The sequence below is a fragment of the Campylobacter concisus genome, from assembly GCF_003048375.1.
Lineage (GTDB): Bacteria > Campylobacterota > Campylobacteria > Campylobacterales > Campylobacteraceae > Campylobacter_A > Campylobacter_A concisus_T.
The window spans coordinates 900,877-917,300 of sequence record NZ_CP021642.1 but is presented as its reverse complement, the minus strand read 5'-3'; the positions used below and the strand labels follow the sequence as shown (position 1 = coordinate 917,300).

13 protein-coding genes are annotated in these 16,424 nt (G+C 40.0%); 3 read left to right on the top strand and 10 right to left on the bottom strand.

Features of this window, described 5'->3' with window-relative positions:
* Window positions 1–12 precede the first annotated feature (12 nt).
* The 9 genes from CCS77_RS04565 to CCS77_RS04525 all read right to left on the bottom strand — a co-directional run bounded on the left by CCS77_RS04565 (window position 13) and on the right by CCS77_RS04525 (window position 10,372).
* Window positions 13–1,665, bottom strand: a complete 1,653-nt coding sequence (locus CCS77_RS04565) for an ATP-dependent metallopeptidase FtsH/Yme1/Tma family protein (RefSeq protein ID WP_107917293.1) — start codon at window positions 1,663–1,665, stop codon at window positions 13–15.
* The gene (gene mtaB, locus CCS77_RS04560) at window positions 1,652–2,890 is read right to left on the bottom strand and encodes a tRNA (N(6)-L-threonylcarbamoyladenosine(37)-C(2))-methylthiotransferase MtaB (RefSeq protein WP_107916709.1); all 1,239 of its coding nucleotides are present in this window, start codon (window positions 2,888–2,890) and stop codon (window positions 1,652–1,654) included. Before mtaB ends, CCS77_RS04565 begins: the two co-directional genes overlap by 14 nt.
* Window positions 2,890–4,479: a mechanosensitive ion channel domain-containing protein gene (locus CCS77_RS04555; RefSeq protein ID WP_107916708.1), complete on the bottom strand. Its 1,590-nt coding sequence runs from the start codon at window positions 4,477–4,479 to the stop codon at window positions 2,890–2,892. Before CCS77_RS04555 ends, mtaB begins: the two co-directional genes overlap by 1 nt.
* Complete coding sequence (gene aroB / locus CCS77_RS04550) at window positions 4,476–5,513, bottom strand: 3-dehydroquinate synthase (RefSeq protein WP_107916707.1); 1,038 nt, start codon at window positions 5,511–5,513, stop codon at window positions 4,476–4,478. The genes CCS77_RS04555 and aroB overlap by 4 nt, the downstream gene beginning before the upstream one ends.
* Before the next feature lie 3 nt (window positions 5,514–5,516).
* A complete protein-coding gene (locus CCS77_RS04545; RefSeq protein WP_107916706.1) occupies window positions 5,517–6,935 on the bottom strand; it encodes a COG3400 family protein in 1,419 nt (472 codons plus the stop codon).
* 103 nt (window positions 6,936–7,038) lie between these two features.
* On the bottom strand, window positions 7,039–7,599 hold the full coding sequence (locus tag CCS77_RS04540; RefSeq protein ID WP_103603258.1) for an ABC-type transport auxiliary lipoprotein family protein: 561 nt from the start codon (window positions 7,597–7,599) through the stop codon (window positions 7,039–7,041).
* Window positions 7,596–8,528 carry an MlaD family protein gene (locus CCS77_RS04535; protein ID WP_021086182.1) on the bottom strand — a complete coding sequence of 311 codons (933 nt, stop codon included), beginning with the start codon at window positions 8,526–8,528 and terminating at the stop codon, window positions 7,596–7,598. Before CCS77_RS04535 ends, CCS77_RS04540 begins: the two co-directional genes overlap by 4 nt.
* Window positions 8,529–9,269, bottom strand: a complete 741-nt coding sequence (locus CCS77_RS04530) for an ABC transporter ATP-binding protein (protein WP_021089143.1) — start codon at window positions 9,267–9,269, stop codon at window positions 8,529–8,531.
* The gene (locus CCS77_RS04525; RefSeq protein ID WP_107916705.1) at window positions 9,266–10,372 is read right to left on the bottom strand and encodes an MlaE family ABC transporter permease; all 1,107 of its coding nucleotides are present in this window, start codon (window positions 10,370–10,372) and stop codon (window positions 9,266–9,268) included. The genes CCS77_RS04530 and CCS77_RS04525 overlap by 4 nt, the downstream gene beginning before the upstream one ends.
* Window positions 10,373–10,451: 79 nt before the next feature.
* Here CCS77_RS04525 and tgt point away from each other — a divergent pair, with 79 nt between their 5' ends.
* Window positions 10,452–11,582 (top strand): tRNA guanosine(34) transglycosylase Tgt, encoded by a 1,131-nt coding sequence (tgt, locus tag CCS77_RS04520; protein ID WP_107916704.1) that lies wholly within the window; start codon window positions 10,452–10,454, stop codon window positions 11,580–11,582.
* Entirely contained in the window at window positions 11,572–12,270 is a 699-nt protein-coding gene (locus CCS77_RS04515; RefSeq protein WP_107916703.1) for a CorA family divalent cation transporter, read from the top strand. The genes tgt and CCS77_RS04515 overlap by 11 nt, the downstream gene beginning before the upstream one ends.
* A 50-nt stretch (window positions 12,271–12,320) precedes the next feature.
* Here CCS77_RS04515 and CCS77_RS04510 read toward each other — a convergent pair whose 3' ends face one another.
* On the bottom strand, window positions 12,321–14,894 hold the full coding sequence (locus CCS77_RS04510; RefSeq protein WP_087583177.1) for an ATP-dependent Clp protease ATP-binding subunit: 2,574 nt from the start codon (window positions 14,892–14,894) through the stop codon (window positions 12,321–12,323).
* A gap of 252 nt (window positions 14,895–15,146) precedes the next feature.
* Here CCS77_RS04510 and CCS77_RS04505 point away from each other — a divergent pair, with 252 nt between their 5' ends.
* A complete protein-coding gene (locus CCS77_RS04505) occupies window positions 15,147–16,421 on the top strand; it encodes a S41 family peptidase (protein ID WP_236635305.1) in 1,275 nt (424 codons plus the stop codon).
* Window positions 16,422–16,424: the final 3 nt, after the last annotated feature.

The following is a 16,424-nucleotide window of genomic DNA, read 5'->3' as shown; positions in this document are numbered from 1 at the left end:
TTTTCTCCTTTATTAGTAGTTTTCATTTAAAATTTTAGCAAGCGTCTCTTTATCTACGCTCTCATAAGCAAGCAGATATGAGCTTATCCTTGCGATCTGCTCGTTTGTGCCCTTTAAAAAGGACATTATCTCATCTTTTGCTTGTTTTAAAATTTCTTCCACATCGTTTGGATTTGGCACGAAAGAATTTCCCATGCCATACTCATAAACCATCTTTGAAGCGATCTCTTTTGCCAAATTTAGATCATTGCTTGAGTTTGAAAAGATATCGTTCTCATCTATCTCGAGCTTGCACATGCCAGAGATTAAAACCTTTATGCGCGAGAGCATCTGTGACTTTGACTCGATCTCTTGCTCAGTCGCCATAAAGCGGTCTTCAATGAGCGAAATTTTTTCAAATTTCACATCAAACCAGTAAGCACTTAGCGCCTTTGCGCCTTGATAGATGGACTGAATTTTCTTCTCGCTCTCGCTGTAGCTTAGCACCTTTTTCTTGCCGAGCAAGACCTTGTTTAAAACAGCCTCAAAATCCCTCATCCTAAGCACGCTCTCGCCGTTTCTTAGGGCATTTATAGCTGCTTCATTTACAAGCGTGCTAAGTGCCGCACCAGAAAAGCCAACACTCATCCTAGCGATATCCTCGGCTAGCACTTCGCAGTTTTTATCTCTTAGATATGTGTTTAGGATAGCCACCCTGTCGTTAAAATCAGGCATTGATAAAAATATACGCCTATCAAAGCGCCCTGATCTAAGCAGTGCCTCGTCGATCATCTCGATCCTGTTTGTTGCAGCTATTACTATGACGCCGGAGTTGTCCTCAAAGCCGTCCATCTCGGTTAGCAACTGATTAAGAGTGGCTTCTCGCTCGTCGTTTCTAGCCCCACCCCTGCTCTTGCCAACAGCATCTATCTCGTCGATAAAAATGATTGATGGTGCGTAAGACTTTGCCCTACTAAAGAGCTCTCTAACTCTTTTTGCGCCCATGCCGACGTAAATTTGCACAAAGCTTGCGCCATTTTGGTAAAAAAACGGCACATTTGCCTCGCCAGCGACCGCCTTTGCCACAAGTGTCTTGCCAACACCTGGAGGGCCGATCATTAGCACGCCTTTTGGCATTTTGATACCAAAATTTCTATATTTTTGCGGATTTTTAAGAAAATCAACTATCTCGCTAAGCTCGCTTTTGACCTCGCTAATGCCCGCCACATCGCTAAATCTAACGTTTGAGATGACTGGCATAGCATTTTGATTTAGCACGCTTTCTATCTCAAAAGCGCCGTCCTTTTTGCTTAAAAGGCTCTCCTCTTTTTTCTTGATAGCCCTAAAAATATATGCATACCAAAGCACAAGGCAAACAAAGATGATGCTTCCCCAAACCATGCCAGGCGTGATATATTGCACGTTTCGCTCGACTGGGACCTTTTTGATGAGCTCTTTTATGTCTATACCCTCTTTTATGATGGCAAAGCGGTTATTTTGCGCATAGAGGATAACCTCATCTTCCTCGATGACCGCTTTATCGATGAAATTTCCATCCATTAGTTGCATATATTGCGAGTAGGTGATGTTTCGTGGCTCTTTGCTCACTGCAAAAAGTAGCGCTATTATCAGAGCCATAGCGGCTATTATCAGGATGTTTTTCTTGTTAAATTTAAATTTTTGCATAATTGGCATCTGGCTTAATTTCATATTCGCTTACCTCCAACCACTCTTTTGTTATGTCATTTTGACTAGAAATTTTAGCTTTGTTGTAAAACTGATCAAAGCCCTCGTAAAAGTCGCCATTTTTTTGCTCGACTAAAATTTTTAAAGCCCCGTTGTGTTTTTTTCTAAAATTTTCATTGTTTTTAAAAGCAATGCCTTGTAAAACTTTTAGCCTTGCCTTTGCCACATCGCCGCTTACGTCGCTCTTTAGCGTCGCTGAGTGCGTATCTCTTCTTGGCGAATAGACAAAAGCATGCAGATGTGTGATAGGAAATTTCTTGAAATTCTCCACCGCTTCTGCCCAAATTTCTTCACCCTCACCTGGATGACCCACGATGTAGTCAGTCCCCAAAGCAAAACCAAGGGAGCTTAGCTCATTAAAAAGCTCTAAGTCGCTAAATGCGTTATTTCGCCTGCGCATGATCTTTAGCATCGCCTCGCTTGTATGCTGAAGTGCGATGTGTAGATGGCGCTCCAGCCACTCCTCTTTTAAAATTTCTCTAAAGCTCTCATCTATCTGGCTTGGCTCGATACTGCCAAGTCTTATGCGTCTGATGCCTGAAATTTTGCCTAAATTTGCTAGCAATTTGCCAAGCGAGCTATTTGTATCTTTGCCGTAGCTGCCTATGTTTGTGCCAGTTAAAACGAGCTCATTATAGCCATTTTGAGCTAAAATTCTAGCTTCTTTTAGTATCATCGCCTCGTCCATGCTCCTAGCTCTGCCGCGCACTGATGGGATGATGCAGTAGCTGCAGTTAAAGTTGCAACCTTCTTGAATTTTTATAAAAGCCTTTGTGTGATTTTCGTAGTTTGTGACGATGTTTTTATCGACTGAGTTTAAATTCCCAAGCTCAAAAAAAGGCTTTTCTTGTTTTAAAAGCTCGTTTAGATCGCTCTTTTTACTAGCTCCTAGCACGCCAAAGACGCCGCTACTAAAAAGCTCCTTACCCTTGCTAACCGCGCCACATCCTGTTAGTATAACCTTTGCGCCACGCCTTTTTACGCCGTTTATATAGTTTCTAACTCCGCTATCAGCCGAGTTTGTAACGGTGCATGAGTTTATCACGACGATATCAGCGCCCTCTTCGTCATTTGTGATCTCATAGTCTTTAATGTAGCTCTTTAAAAGCTCGGTGTCATAGATGTTTGTGCGGCATCCAAATGTCTTAAAAAATATCTTTTGCATTAGATATTTTCGCCCTCTTGCTCGGCGTGAGCTACGTGATCGCTTGGCGTTTCTTTTTTGCCTATAAACATAGTTTGTGTTGGGTAAGCTATCTTTATATCATCGTGAGCCAAAAATGCCTCTATAATCTCAGCGCTTATCGTGCTTCTAAGAGCAAGCGTGGCGTATGAGTTTGACATAAACCAGCATGAGATATTTATGCCATAAGGCTCAAAAAATGTGTAAATTCTTGGCTCTACGTTTGGATTTTTGATGCTGTACTGGCTTCTTAGCTTGTTCATCTGACGTTTTGCGATGTCGGTGTAGCCTTTTGAATATTTTTTTACTATATTTTTTGCTAGATAGGCGGCTTTTTTGTGATTGCTATCAAAGCTTATCACGACATCTATGCCGTCCCAAACGGTCTTCATGCCGTAGTGTGAGTAGTTTGCGATGAGGTCTGTAAAGATGTAGTTATTTGGCACAAAGATGATCCTACCTGCACGGCGATTTGTCTTATAGGTCGAGTAGCTAACATCTTCAAAAACGGTTAAGCGAAGCAGTGAAATATCTATCACATCACCCACAAATTCGCTCCCGTCGTGATAGACTCTGACGCGGTCACCCACGTGGATCGTGCCACCAAACATGATAACCATCCAGCCAAGCATACTCATAAACATATCTTTCATCGCGATGGCGATACCAGCTGAGGCAAAACCTAGCACGGTTACTAGATATGTGACGTTTTCGATGTATGAAAAGAGCAAAATTATGATGATAACGGTGATGTTTAGCACGTTTAAGAATTTATTGACCGTGTAAAATCTCTCGTTATCCGTGATCGTTCTTTTAACGATAAATTTAGCGATAAATGTTAGTCCGATCGTCAAAAGGATGACGATGGCTGTATAGCCCATGCTTAAAAACTGAGCCTTTATGTCAGAGGTCGTCATATTTACCGCTTCATCTGCCCTTTTTTCATAGACACTATAAGTGGTATCAGCGATCTGTTTTGCAGCTTTGAAGTCGCCTATCTCTTGCTTTGCAAGGTTCAGACTTGCTCTATTTTGCTCGCTGTCATCTATCAAATTTAGCCTATTTAGCAAATTCTCTTTTGCTTCAAGCTTCTCAAGCAAGGTGTCAAGCTCTTTGATGTGCCTTTGGTATTCGATCTTGTCGCTTCTTATCTTTTTGATGTATGAAAAGCCAGATACTAGCGCAACTGGGCTATTTATCCTAGGTGGATTTTCCATTTCTGGGGCTGCAAGCATATTTGAAAATGGCGTTTTCTCATACTCTTTTAGCAAATTTATCTGCTCTTTTAGGGTTTGACTTCTCTTAATGAGATCGCCACCTCTTTTTGAGCCTTTATCAAGCTTTTTAAGCTCATTTTCATTTTGCTCTAGCTCATCAAGTAGCTTTTGATAGGTGTTGTAGTTGGCGTATCTTGTGATCCAGATGTTGTTTTTTAGAGAGTTATCTAGATTTGAAATTTCTTTTATAAGCTCGCTATTTTGTAAATTTTGTGAGACATTTTGCTCAAGTGTGGCGTTTTCTTCAGCGTAAAGCGCAAAGCAAAAAGCTAAAAAAACTAGGATCTTTTTCATTTAAATTCTCTCAAAGTTTCTAAAACGTCCTCTTTTTTGACGTCATTTTTGATGAACGCACTGCCGATTTTATCTGCGATGATGAAATTTATCTTATCGCCTTTTGTCTTTTTATCCATAAAAAATGCCTCGTAAAATGCATATTCATTTTCTATTTTATAGCTTATAGGCAGATCAAATTTCTCTAAAACCTGCTTGATCTCCTCTGCCTCCGCCTCGCTCATGAGACCCAGTCTAACGCTTAGGCGATTTGCCATATTTATACCTATCGCCACCGCTTCGCCGTGTAAAAACTCTTTGTAGTTTGTCTCATTTTCGATGACGTGAGCGAAGGTGTGACCGTAGTTTAGTATGGCTCTTAGCCCCTTTTCTTTCTCATCTTGTTCGACCACCCTAGCCTTTAAATTTATCGACTTTTCAACTAGCTTTGCTAAATTTTCATCGTCTAAATTTACGCTCTTTAGCCAGCTAAACATCTCTTCATCAAAGGTTATCGCCATCTTTAAAGCCTCAGCCACACCAGCTGCAAATTCTCTCTTTGGCAATGTTTTTAAGAAATTTATCTCGCAAAAAACTGCCTTTGGCTGATAAAATGAGCCTATTAAATTTTTACCAAATTTGTTATTTACCCCTGTTTTTCCACCCACACTAGCATCGACTTGCGCTAGAAGTGTGGTTGGGATATTTATAAAGCTTATCCCTCTTTCATATATGCTTGCCGCAAAGCCGGTCATATCGCTGATGACGCCACCGCCAAGGGCTATGAGCGTAGATGAGCGGTCAAATTTACTAACAAAAAGCTGCTCTAAAATTTGCTCTATCGTTGTTAAGTTTTTATACTCCTCGCCGTCTGGCACGCTTATGATAAATTTCTCATCGCACTTTAAAACGCTAAGTAGCTTTTCAAGGTGAAGCCCCGCCACTTTGGCGTTTGTGACGATGCCGACCTTGCCCTTTAGCTCTAATCTCTCAAGTTCGTTTATATAAATTTTATAGCTTGACGCCTTTTCCTTAAGGTTTAAATTTATCTGCATTTTCTACTCACTTACTGGCACAAAAAGCTGTGCGTTTTGGCTTAGTTTTTTATAAAGTCTATTTAAATTTGTCGATAAAAAGGCAAAAGCGCTGCCATTTGCCACGCTCTTGCTAAACATCACAAAATGAAGCAGATCATTTGTGCCTTTTAGCTTCACTAGCGGGTTTTTGAGGCTGTGATTTTCTATCTTTATGCGCTTTGAAAAGAGCGTGCTAATGCTCTCAAAGTGCTCTTTTAACGCCTCATCGTCGCTATGTTTGTTATCAAAATAGTAAAATCTCATCTCCAAATCAAGCTGCGCGCAGCAGTCTGTAATGATAGCTGATTGATTTTCCACCTCTTGGCTTTGATCGCCCAGTATCACGCCCTCTTTTACCTTTGAGAGCAAAATTTTACCCGTTTTTAGCACTGGAATTTTAAGCTCATAAAATAGCTTTTGAAATTTAAAAAAGTATCTATCGTCGCTTATGATTAGTCCGATATCGTGTTTTAAAACGTCATCTTTTATCGATTTATTGTCGCTGTTAAAATAATCCATCAAAACAAGGATATTTTTCTCTTTTATCGCCTTTAGCGTCTCTAAATTTTCGCCCAAAGTTGGGTTTATCACCCTAAAGATAAGGCGTTTGTTATTTAGCTTTGAGTGCACATATAGGCTATCTTCGATGAGCTTGCTAACTCGCTCTTTGCTCATTGATCTCATATCTATTAGAGTGTATATGTTGCTACCAAATGGACTTGGAAACTGCCCACTCTCGCGCTTTATCGAGCGATAAACGTTTTGAAGCACGTTTGGATCGCCAACGATTAGTAAGATATCGCTTGGTTGGATCATTGTATTTGGCTTTGGCAAGATGATCTCAGCGCCCCTGTAAATGAGCGCTATCCGCCATCTTTTTTGAGCGATTGAGCTTACATGGCGATACATATATGAGCTGCCAATAGGCACCTTAACCTCCATGATCTCGCCTTCGCTAAAGCCGATATTATCAGCATATACAGGCATATCTGGCAGATAGTCCATGAGCCTAGAAGCTGCGATATCTCTTATATCAACCACGCTTAGATGCTTATCGCTTGCAAAAGTCTCCTTGCACTTTTCATCAAGCTCCCACGAGTTCATAAAAATGGTCTCAGTCTTTGTGCTGATCTGTCTTAAATTTTCATAAACAGCAATCGCTTCATTTTTGTTCTCACTCACGATACAAAACTGGCTAAAATAGCCATCACTTATGCTCTTTAGCTTTGAAAGGCTCGTTGGGTCAAACTGATAAAATGTGAAATTTTCGTAATTTGCCTTTTGGCTGTGATCTTCGTTTGAAACAACGATATAGTGGTGTAAATTTGACTTTGCTCCAAGAAGTCTATCTAAAAAATTTCTTGCAAAAGCTCCACCAGCGATTATTAAAATTTTCTTCATTAATTCTCCGTATTTTAAAGCCGCATTATAACAAAAGGTCTTTAAAATAAGCTATTTTTGGCTGTAAATTTAAGCTTTCACAGCCAAAAAATTTAAGAAAATTTTAGTAGATTATTTCAGAGATTAAAGTATCGATAGCTGAATTTGCAGCCTTGTTTATCGTCTCAAAAATGGTGCTTGAGCTTGGATCTGGGCAGAAAATTTCTTTTGTTATCATGCCTGATTTTAGCGAGGTGTTTGCGTTAAATAGCTCATAAGCTAGTGAAACTTCGGCCTTATCGCCTCTTATTTGAAGTGAGATGATGCTAACTTTTAGCCTAAGATCCTTTGCATTTGGTGAAAATATCGGCTTTGCAGCGCAGTTTGAGTAAAGTCCTTTTACGAGCGACTTATAGATCATCTCGCTTGGCTCAGAGACAAATTTAGCGTCTGTCAAATATCTTATCTTATTGTTTTCAGCGACGATTAGGATCTTTCTGGTATCGACCATATCAAGGGCGCTTACGTTTTCTATAAAGACATTTTTTAGCTCTTTTTGCTTGTTTTCAGCTGAGCACTCTTTGTTTGAGTAGTGAATTTCATACATAGTTGCCACTGGCACGTCGGTCTTTAGCGAGCAGCCAAAAAATAAAAATGCAGCTGCTAGAAAGATTAAATTTCTCATTTTTTATCTCCTTTGTCATTTGGCACTGGATTTGTGAAGAAAAACTCGTAAGGATTGTCCTCAAGTCTTTGAAGCGCACCTCTAAACTCACGTAGCGTCTTATCAAATCCATTTAAAAACTCGCTAGCTTCTCTAAGCAGCGGAGAGACCGTGTTTCTAAGGTCATATTCGCCGTTTTTTACCTTTTGAGTGATGATATCTTGAAGCGAGCTATATCCAGTGACAGCCGAATTTGCTGAAGAAAAAACTGAATTTGCACTTGCGATTAGAGTGTTTAAATTTTTAGCAAGCTCTTTTGTGTCTGTTTTGTTTAGGCTGTCGGTGAAATTTTTTACATTTTTAACGATGCTATCAACCTCGCTTAGACCATTTTCATCGGTTAAAACCTGAGTAAATTTATCGATATTTCTTAGGATTGATTCGATGTGAGAGATATTTTCAGCTGAGAAAAATCCATCAACTTTATCAAGGGTTTGATTTATCTTTAAAGTGATGTTCTCAGCGTTGTTTCCAAGCTTTGAAAGAAGGCTCTCTTCAAGCTTTAAAATAGGCTTATCGCCTGGTTTAAAATCCTTCGTGCCTCGGCTTATATTTATACTAGCCACACCGCTAATAGCCTGAACTTCGATGCTAGCCACACTATCAGCCTTGATAGGCAGGTCCTCTCTTATCTTCATCGTGATGTTTATAAGAGCGTTTTTGTCATCGACAAAATTTATATCGCTAACGCTTCCAGCTGGCACGCCGATAAATTTAACCGTAGAATCAACCTTCAGTCCGCTTGGCAGCTCGCTTGTGTGGATGTAATACTCTTTAAAATCAACCTTTGTGTTATTTTTGCTAGTCATCCACCAGATAAATATGGCAAATGCTGTAAGGCAGGCTATGAAAAACATGCCAACAATGGTATAAGAATTTCTATTTTCCATCTACTTTTTCCTCATTTTAAATAGCTCTTCAAGCGGGTTGTTTTCAAGATGCTCAAGCTCTTTTATATCTCCCTCAAAGGCTATCTTTTTGTTATCTATTATCAAAAATCTATCCAAAATATCAAAAATACTATCCGCATCATGCGTCACCATGACGACAGTTACGCCGATGCTATCACGAAGCTCTTTTATGAGCGCGTCCATCTGCCGCGAGCTAACTGGATCAAGACCGCTATTTGGCTCGTCCAAAAATAGCACTCTTGGACTTAGCACCAAGGCTCTTGCAAGCGCGGCTCTTTTTTTCATACCGCCACTTAGCTCGCTTGGATAGAGCATTGAAACCTCTTTTTTAAGCCCCACCTTTTGTATCCAAAACATCGCTATCTCATCGATCTGGCGCTTGTTAAATTTAGAGTATTCATGAAGCAAAACGCCCACGTTATCAAGGATAGTCATCGAGCTATAAAGCGCTCCAAACTGAAACATCGTCCCACTTTTTAGCTTTATCTCTTGCTGCTCTGCTTGACTACTTTTCCACATATTGACGCCATCAAAAAATATATCGCCCTTACTTGGCTTTTTTAGATATATCATCGTCTTCATAAGCGTCGTTTTACCAGCGCCACTACCGCCCAAAAAGCCATAAATTTCAGCCTCTTTGACGCTCCAGCTCACATTATCGTGCATTATCTTATCGCCATAACTTGTCGTTATGTTTTTTCCAACTATTATCTCGTTCATATCTTTAGCCACATAAAAATTATCGCGAAAAATGCATCAAGCGCAATGACCCAAAATATCGCATTTACAACGCTAACTGTTGTCATCGCTCCAAGGCTTTGGGCGTTTTGACTAACGCCAAATCCCCTCATGCAGCCAATGATCGCTATCACCGCGCCAAAAAACGGAGCCTTTATCATACCAACAGCAAAGTGCCTAAGCTCGACCATCTCGCGAAATCTATTAAGATAGTCGCTAAAGCTGATATCAAGAATAGTTTGGCAAATGATCATCTGCCCTAAAATGCTTATGCTATCAGCTATAAAGATGATGACAGGCACGCAAAGCACCATGGCGATGATGCGAGGCAAGACCAAGAAGTTAAATGGCTCAAAGCCCATCGTCTTCATCGCGTCTATCTCCTCAGTTAGCTTCATAGCGCCAATTTGCGCGGTAAAGCTAGAGGCCGACCTGCCTGCCACGACGATAGCAGCGATTAGTGGGGCCACCTCTCTAAGCGTTAGCATACCCATGATCTCAACTATAAATATACTTGCCCCAAAGCTTGCAAGCATCGCACTGCCAAGATAAGCAAGCACGACGCCTATCAAAAAAGCGGTGAGCGATACGATGAAAACAGCATTTACGCCACCATCTTTTATGTAGTTGCTAAATTCTCTAAATCTTAAATTTGCAGGATTAAATAAAATCCTCACACTCTTTATCAAAAACTCGCCCAAAAACGAGCCAAACTCAAGCAAATTTACAAATCCCTCGCAAATTTTCTCACCAAGGCGTGAGAAGAAATTTAGGCTATTGTGAGGTGGCATGTAGTCAAAGTCGATCTTCTCGTCATTTAAAAGATCACTCATCGCCTTTATCTTTTCGTCGTTTGTGACGATCTCAAATTTCTTGCCATTTAGCGTGTTTTTTAAAAGGATCAAAACAGCATAATCAATGCTCTTTAGCTCGCTAAAGTCAAATTTAACATTGCCTTTAAGCTTTTGGATTTTTTTAAAAATGCTTTGTAAATTTTTTGCGTCTTTATAGCTAAACTCGCCTGCAAATTTTATGGTCGCAGTGCCGTTTGCTTCGGTAAAAACGATATCATTTCTCTTTTGCAAAAAGTTCCTTTGCCTTAAAATTTCTGGATTATATTATAATTTTTGTTAAAATAAAAAATCAAGAATTTTAAGGACTTAGATGAAATTTGAAGTTATAAAAAAAGATGGCAATGCAAGGCGAGGCGTCCTAGCAACCGCTCACAGCGTGATACAAACGCCAGTTTTCATGCCAGTTGGCACGGTTGGCGCAGTTAAAAGCCTAGATGCCTTTGATATGAGTGAAATTTTAGACGCAAAGATAATTTTAGCAAACACCTATCACATGTACTTGCGCCCTGGCAGCAAGGTCGTGCGTGAGTTTGGTGGACTTCACGGCTTTTCTAAATTTGATCGCTCGTTTTTAACTGATAGCGGCGGATTTCAGGCATTTTCGCTTAGGTCAAACACCAAAAACGACGATGGCGGGATAAAATTTAAGAGCCACATCGACGGCAGCACGCACTACTTCACGCCAAGATCCGTCCTTGACACGCAGTATGAGCTAGGCAGCGACATCATGATGATACTTGATGATCTAGTCGCCTTGCCTGCTGAGCCAAAAAGGATAGATCTAAGCATAAAGCGAACGATAAAATGGGCAAAAGAGGCGATTGATTATCACAAATTTATGCAAAGCAAGGGCGTTGGCCTGCAGCAAAATATCTTTGGTATCGTTCAAGGCGGCACCGACTATGAGGCACGTAAATTTTGTGCGCAGGCACTAAACGAGATGCCATTTGACGGCCTTGCGATAGGAGGTCTTAGTGTTGGCGAGAGCAACGAGGCGATGTATGACACGGTTGAGGCGGTTATGCCATTTATGGATGAGCTTAGACCGCGCTATCTAATGGGCGTTGGCACGCCTGAAGATCTTGTAGAAAACGTGGAGCGAGGCGTTGATATGTTTGACTGCGTCATGCCAACAAGAAACGCAAGAAACGGCACACTCTTTACTAGCTTTGGCAAGATAAATATAAAATCAGCCAAATTTATAAACGACCACGCGCCGATAGACCCAGCTTGCCAGTGCTACACCTGCAAGCGTTACTCCAGAGGCTATCTAAACCACCTTTTTAAGGCAAGGGAGCTAACATTTTTTAGACTTGCAAGCCTTCACAACCTGCACTACTATCTAAATTTAATGAAAGAGATGAGAGAGGCGATAGAGGTCGGCGAATTTGCTAAATTTAAGCGAAATTTCTACGCAAAAAGGAGCGCAGATGAGCTATAAAAACGTGGTTTGTGGATATTTTTATGGAGATGCGTTTGACTACATCACGCTCATCTCATCATCGCAAAAGCAAGTTTTTAAATTTTTATTTAAAGATGGCAAAATTTACAAAGAAGATCTTGAGCATGAATGTGACAAAAGCACGTTTGAAGCAGCTATCAAGGGGATTTGTAATGAATATACAAATAAAATTTTAGAGCACCAAGACGAGCTAAACGAGTATGAAAAAATTTACGCAAGTCAGAAAAATTTTGAGAAATTTATAAAAAGACACCACTTTTTAAAGTATGAGATCAGAAAATTTCAAAATAGCATTTCGCACTTTTACGAAGCTCTTGCGATCTGCCAAAGTGAGCAACAAGGTCTTAAAAAAGAGCTTAAAAACAGCATCCACGAAGCAAGTGTCTTTAAAACAATAGCCAACGAATATGCCTGTAGGGTCGAAGACATCTATACATTTATACAAAGCGCTAAAAATGACAAGATAAATAAAAATATCTACCTCTTGACGCTCATTTCGGCTCTATTTTTGCCGCTAAATTTCATCACTGGCTTTTTTGGTATGAATACAAATGGCATGTTTTTAAGCTCATTTAAAGATGGTACGTTGATAGTTTTTGCCTTTGTAGCGATGCTTTGCGTGCTGTTTTTTATATTTTATTACAGATTAAATAAGGATATTAGTTAAATTTATAGTAGGCTTGGCAAGTTGATCCAACCTGCCAAGTAAATTTGAAGTTATTTTTTCTTAATGATGATCTTCTCACCGTTGCTATCAATGGTGATCTCATCGCCACTTTCAAGCTCATCTTTCAAGATCATATCAGCGATCTTATCTTCAACTAGCTCATAAAGCGCTCTTCTAAGAGGTCTTGCGCCATAAACTATGTCAAAGCCAGCTTTTGCGATAAATTTCTTAGCCTCTTCGCTTAAAACTGCCTTGATACCGCGGTTATGAAGAGTTTTTTCAAGCTCTTTAAACATGATCTCAACGATAGATATCAAACCTTGCTCATTTAGAGGATTAAAGATGATAGTATCATCAAGCCTATTTAAAAACTCAGGTTTAAAGTAGTTTTTAAGCTCGTTTTTAACAGCTACATCGCGGTCTTCGCCCTTTAGCTCCATTATGAAATTTGAAGCGATGTTTGAAGTTAAAATGATGATCGTATTTTTAAAATCAACCGTTACGCCTTTATTATCAGTCGCGCGTCCATCATCTAAAATGCCAAGAAGTATGTTAAATACATCCTTATGAGCCTTTTCAACCTCGTCAAAAAGTATGACTGAGTATGGTCTTCTGCGAACTGCCTCTGTTAGCTGGCCGCCCTCATCGTAGCCTACATATCCTGGAGGCGCACCAAGAAGCCTGCTCACGCTATGTTTTTCCATATATTCGCTCATATCAAAGCGGATAAGCGCCTTCTCATCGTCAAACAAGAACTTAGCCAAAGCCTTAGCTGACTGAGTTTTACCAACGCCTGTTGGTCCAAGAAATAAAAATGAACCAATCGGCCTTTGACCCTCATTTAGACCAGCTTTGTTTCTCTTAACAGCACGTGCAAGTGCGTGTAGTGCGTCATCTTGACCGACAACGCTCTCTCTTAGATGCTCTTCGATGCGCAGATATTTCTCTTTTTCGCTTGTTAGCATCTTTTTAACTGAAATTCCAGTCCATTTGCTCAAAATTTCAGCTACAAGCTCTTCATCGACTTGATTTTTAAGAAGCACGCCCTCTTTTTTCATGTGCTCCCATTTTTCTTCAAGCTCGTGTTTGTGCTTTTTAGCGTCAGCTATCTTGCCGTATTCTATCTCGGCAGCCTTTTGAAGATCGCCATTTCTTTTTGCTATCTCAGCTTGTGATTTTAAGCTATCGATCTCTTTTGTTGCTTTTGAAATTCCGCCAAAAACGGCCTTTTCATTTTCAAATTTAGTATCAAGTGCTAGTTTTTTCTCATTTAGGTCAGCTATCTCTTTTTCGATCTCGCCAAGTCTCTCTTTATTTTTATCCGCATCCTCCATCTTTAGCGCTTCTTTTTCTACTTGAAGCGTTACGATCTCGCGTTTTATCTTTGAAAGCTCGTATGGCTCGCTCTCTATTTGCATCTTAAGCTCAGCTGCTGCCTCGTCTATAAGGTCTATCGCTTTATCTGGCAAGAAGCGGTTTGCGATATATCGGTCACTTAGCCTTGCTGCGGCAACTAGCGCGCTATCTGTTATCGTGATGCCGTGATGAACTTCTAGGCGCTCTTTTATACCACGTAAAATTTGAAGTGCCTCATTTACGCTTGGCTCTTTAACGTCTATAGGCTGAAAACGTCTTTGAAGTGCTGCATCTTTTTCAAAGTATTTTCTATATTCTTTTAATGTTGTCGCACCAACAGCGTGAAGCTCGCCACGTGCAAGAGCTGGTTTTAGGATATTTGCAGCGTCCATTCCGCCCTCGCTCGCACCAGCTCCAACTATGGTGTGAATTTCATCTATAAAAAGTATGATATTGCCAGCTTTTTTGACCTCGTCGATGACAGCTTTTAGCCTATCTTCAAACTCGCCTCTATACTTTGCTCCAGCTACAACTGCGCTCATATCAAGTGCGATGACACGCTTGTTTGCAAGGCTTGTTGGCACATCGCGAGCCACTATCTTTTGAGCTAGCCCCTCAACGATAGCTGTTTTACCAACGCCTGGCTCACCAAGCAAGATAGGGTTATTTTTGCTCTTTCTTATTAAAATTTGCATCATTCTAGTGATCTCTTCATCACGTCCGATGACTGGATCAAGCTCTTTATTTAGGGCTTTTTGTGTTAGATCGATACCAAATTTCTCTAAGCTATCAAGAGTATCATCGCCAGTTTGGCTATCTATCTTTTTACCACCTCTTATGCTCTCAAGATTCTTTTTGATCTCTAAGATGTCGCAAAATTTGCTTAAAATTTGTTTGATCTCACTAAGCTCAAGAGCCGAGATGATCCAAGTATCAACAGCTATGTAGCTATCGCCCATGCTTACCATTAAAGCTTTTGCATTTTCAAGCGAATTTATAAGCTCTCTTGAAACTGAAACGTTATCTTTTGTGACGTTTGAGCTGCTTGGGAGTGACGAGATCTTGCTTTTTATCTCAAGCTCGACTGCGTCTTTGCTTATGTTCATCTTATTAAATACTTGATTTAAAATAGAATTGCTATCAGCGAGTAAAGCCCAAAAGACGTGAAGTGGCACAACTTGTGGATTTTTAGAAAAGATCGCTAAGCTAACGCCTTTTTCAAGTGTCTCTTGCATCTGCGCTGTTAAATTTTCTGTTATGTCAGCCATTAAAGCTCCTTAAGTTATTTTATAATGGCGGCATTATATAACTTTAGTCTTATATTGTCAAGTATTTTTATAGCCTTTGTCACTCTTTTTATATAATTGCTAAAATTTGCTGTTATAAATTTGTGTTAAAAATAGACAAAAGTTAAAAATATAAGGTTAAATTTATGCTTTTTTTAGCCAAATGTTAATAAAATTGAGCCAAAAAATATAGGAGATATTTTGAATAAATTTACTAGATCTTTTGCGCTAAAAATAACAGGCGCCCTGCTCATCTCAAGCGTAGCAGTAAATGCACTTTTTGCTAAAACTGAAGATGAGGCGAGTGCGAAACTTGAAGCACTTTCAAAACTTACAAAAACCATCTCAACTGTTGAAAAATACTACGTTGATGACATTAAATTTAAAGAGATAATCGACAAAGCCATCGCTGGTTTGATGCAAAATTTGGATGCTCACTCAAGCTTTTTAAATGAAAAAGCATATAAAGATATGCAGGTGCAAACAAGCGGCGAATTTGGTGGGCTTGGCATAACAGTTGGTATGAAAGATAGCGCACTAACCGTTATCTCGCCTATCGAGGACACTCCAGCTGATAAAGCAGGCATAAAAGCTGGCGATATCATTTTAAGGATCGATGGCAACTCAACTATCGGCACAACGATAGATGAGGCTGTAAATAAGATGCGCGGCAAGCCAAAAACTCCGATAACAATTACGATCTTAAGAAAAGGCGAGCAAAAGCCATTTGACGTAAAGATCATAAGAGATCTTATAAAGGTTGAGTCTGTCTATGCAAAAATGATAGAAAATGAAAACATCCTTTATATACGCGTCACAAATTTTGACAAAAACGTCGTCACAAAGGTAAAAGAGGCGATCAAAGAGCATCCTAAAGCAAATGGCATCATACTTGATCTTAGAAACAACCCTGGCGGTCTTTTAAATCAAGCTGTTGATCTAGTGGATCTTTTCGTAGATAACGGTATCATCGTCTCCCAAAAAGGTCGTGATACATCTGAAAATGTAGAGTATAAAGCAAGCGCTAGCAAAACCTTATCAAAACTCCCACTTGTAGTGCTGGTAAATGGCGGAAGTGCAAGTGCGAGCGAGATCGTAAGCGGTTCACTGCAAGATCACAAGCGTGCGGTGATAATCGGCGAAAACACCTTTGGTAAAGGCAGCGTTCAAGTGATCCTGCCAATAGACGATACAGAAGCGCTAAGACTAACCATCGCAAGATACTACTTACCAAGTGGCAGAACTATCCAAGCAGTTGGCGTAACGCCTGATGTAGTAGTGCATCCTGGCAAAGTGCCACAAAGCGACGATAGCGCATTTAGCATCAAAGAGAGCGAGCTAAAAGCACACCTAAAGAGCGAGCTAAATAAGATAAATCCTACAAGTGAAGGCAACAAAACTGAAGCAAAAGATGATAAAAACATAATCACACAGAAAAAAGTCGATGAGGACATTCAGTTAAAAACAGCGATTGATACGATCAAAATTTTAAAGATAAAACAACAATAATCT

What these genes read in the sequence shown, in the direction of transcription:
- mtaB (WP_107916709.1), bottom strand. Translation starts at nt 2,890, where the DNA reads ATGCAAAAGATATTTTTTAAGACATTTGGATGCCGCACAAACATCTAT.
- CCS77_RS04545 (WP_107916706.1), bottom strand. Translation starts at nt 6,935, where the DNA reads ATGAAGAAAATTTTAATAATCGCTGGTGGAGCTTTTGCAAGAAATTTT.
- CCS77_RS04535 (WP_021086182.1), bottom strand. Translation starts at nt 8,528, where the DNA reads ATGGAAAATAGAAATTCTTATACCATTGTTGGCATGTTTTTCATAGCC.
- CCS77_RS04555 (WP_107916708.1), bottom strand. Translation starts at nt 4,479, where the DNA reads ATGAAAAAGATCCTAGTTTTTTTAGCTTTTTGCTTTGCGCTTTACGCT.
- CCS77_RS04515 (WP_107916703.1), top strand. Translation starts at nt 11,572, where the DNA reads ATGAGCTATAAAAACGTGGTTTGTGGATATTTTTATGGAGATGCGTTT.
- CCS77_RS04530 (WP_021089143.1), bottom strand. Translation starts at nt 9,269, where the DNA reads ATGAACGAGATAATAGTTGGAAAAAACATAACGACAAGTTATGGCGAT.
- CCS77_RS04565 (WP_107917293.1), bottom strand. Translation starts at nt 1,665, where the DNA reads ATGCAAAAATTTAAATTTAACAAGAAAAACATCCTGATAATAGCCGCT.
- CCS77_RS04540 (WP_103603258.1), bottom strand. Translation starts at nt 7,599, where the DNA reads ATGAGAAATTTAATCTTTCTAGCAGCTGCATTTTTATTTTTTGGCTGC.
- aroB (WP_107916707.1), bottom strand. Translation starts at nt 5,513, where the DNA reads ATGCAGATAAATTTAAACCTTAAGGAAAAGGCGTCAAGCTATAAAATT.
- CCS77_RS04510 (WP_087583177.1), bottom strand. Translation starts at nt 14,894, where the DNA reads ATGGCTGACATAACAGAAAATTTAACAGCGCAGATGCAAGAGACACTT.
- tgt (WP_107916704.1), top strand. Translation starts at nt 10,452, where the DNA reads ATGAAATTTGAAGTTATAAAAAAAGATGGCAATGCAAGGCGAGGCGTC.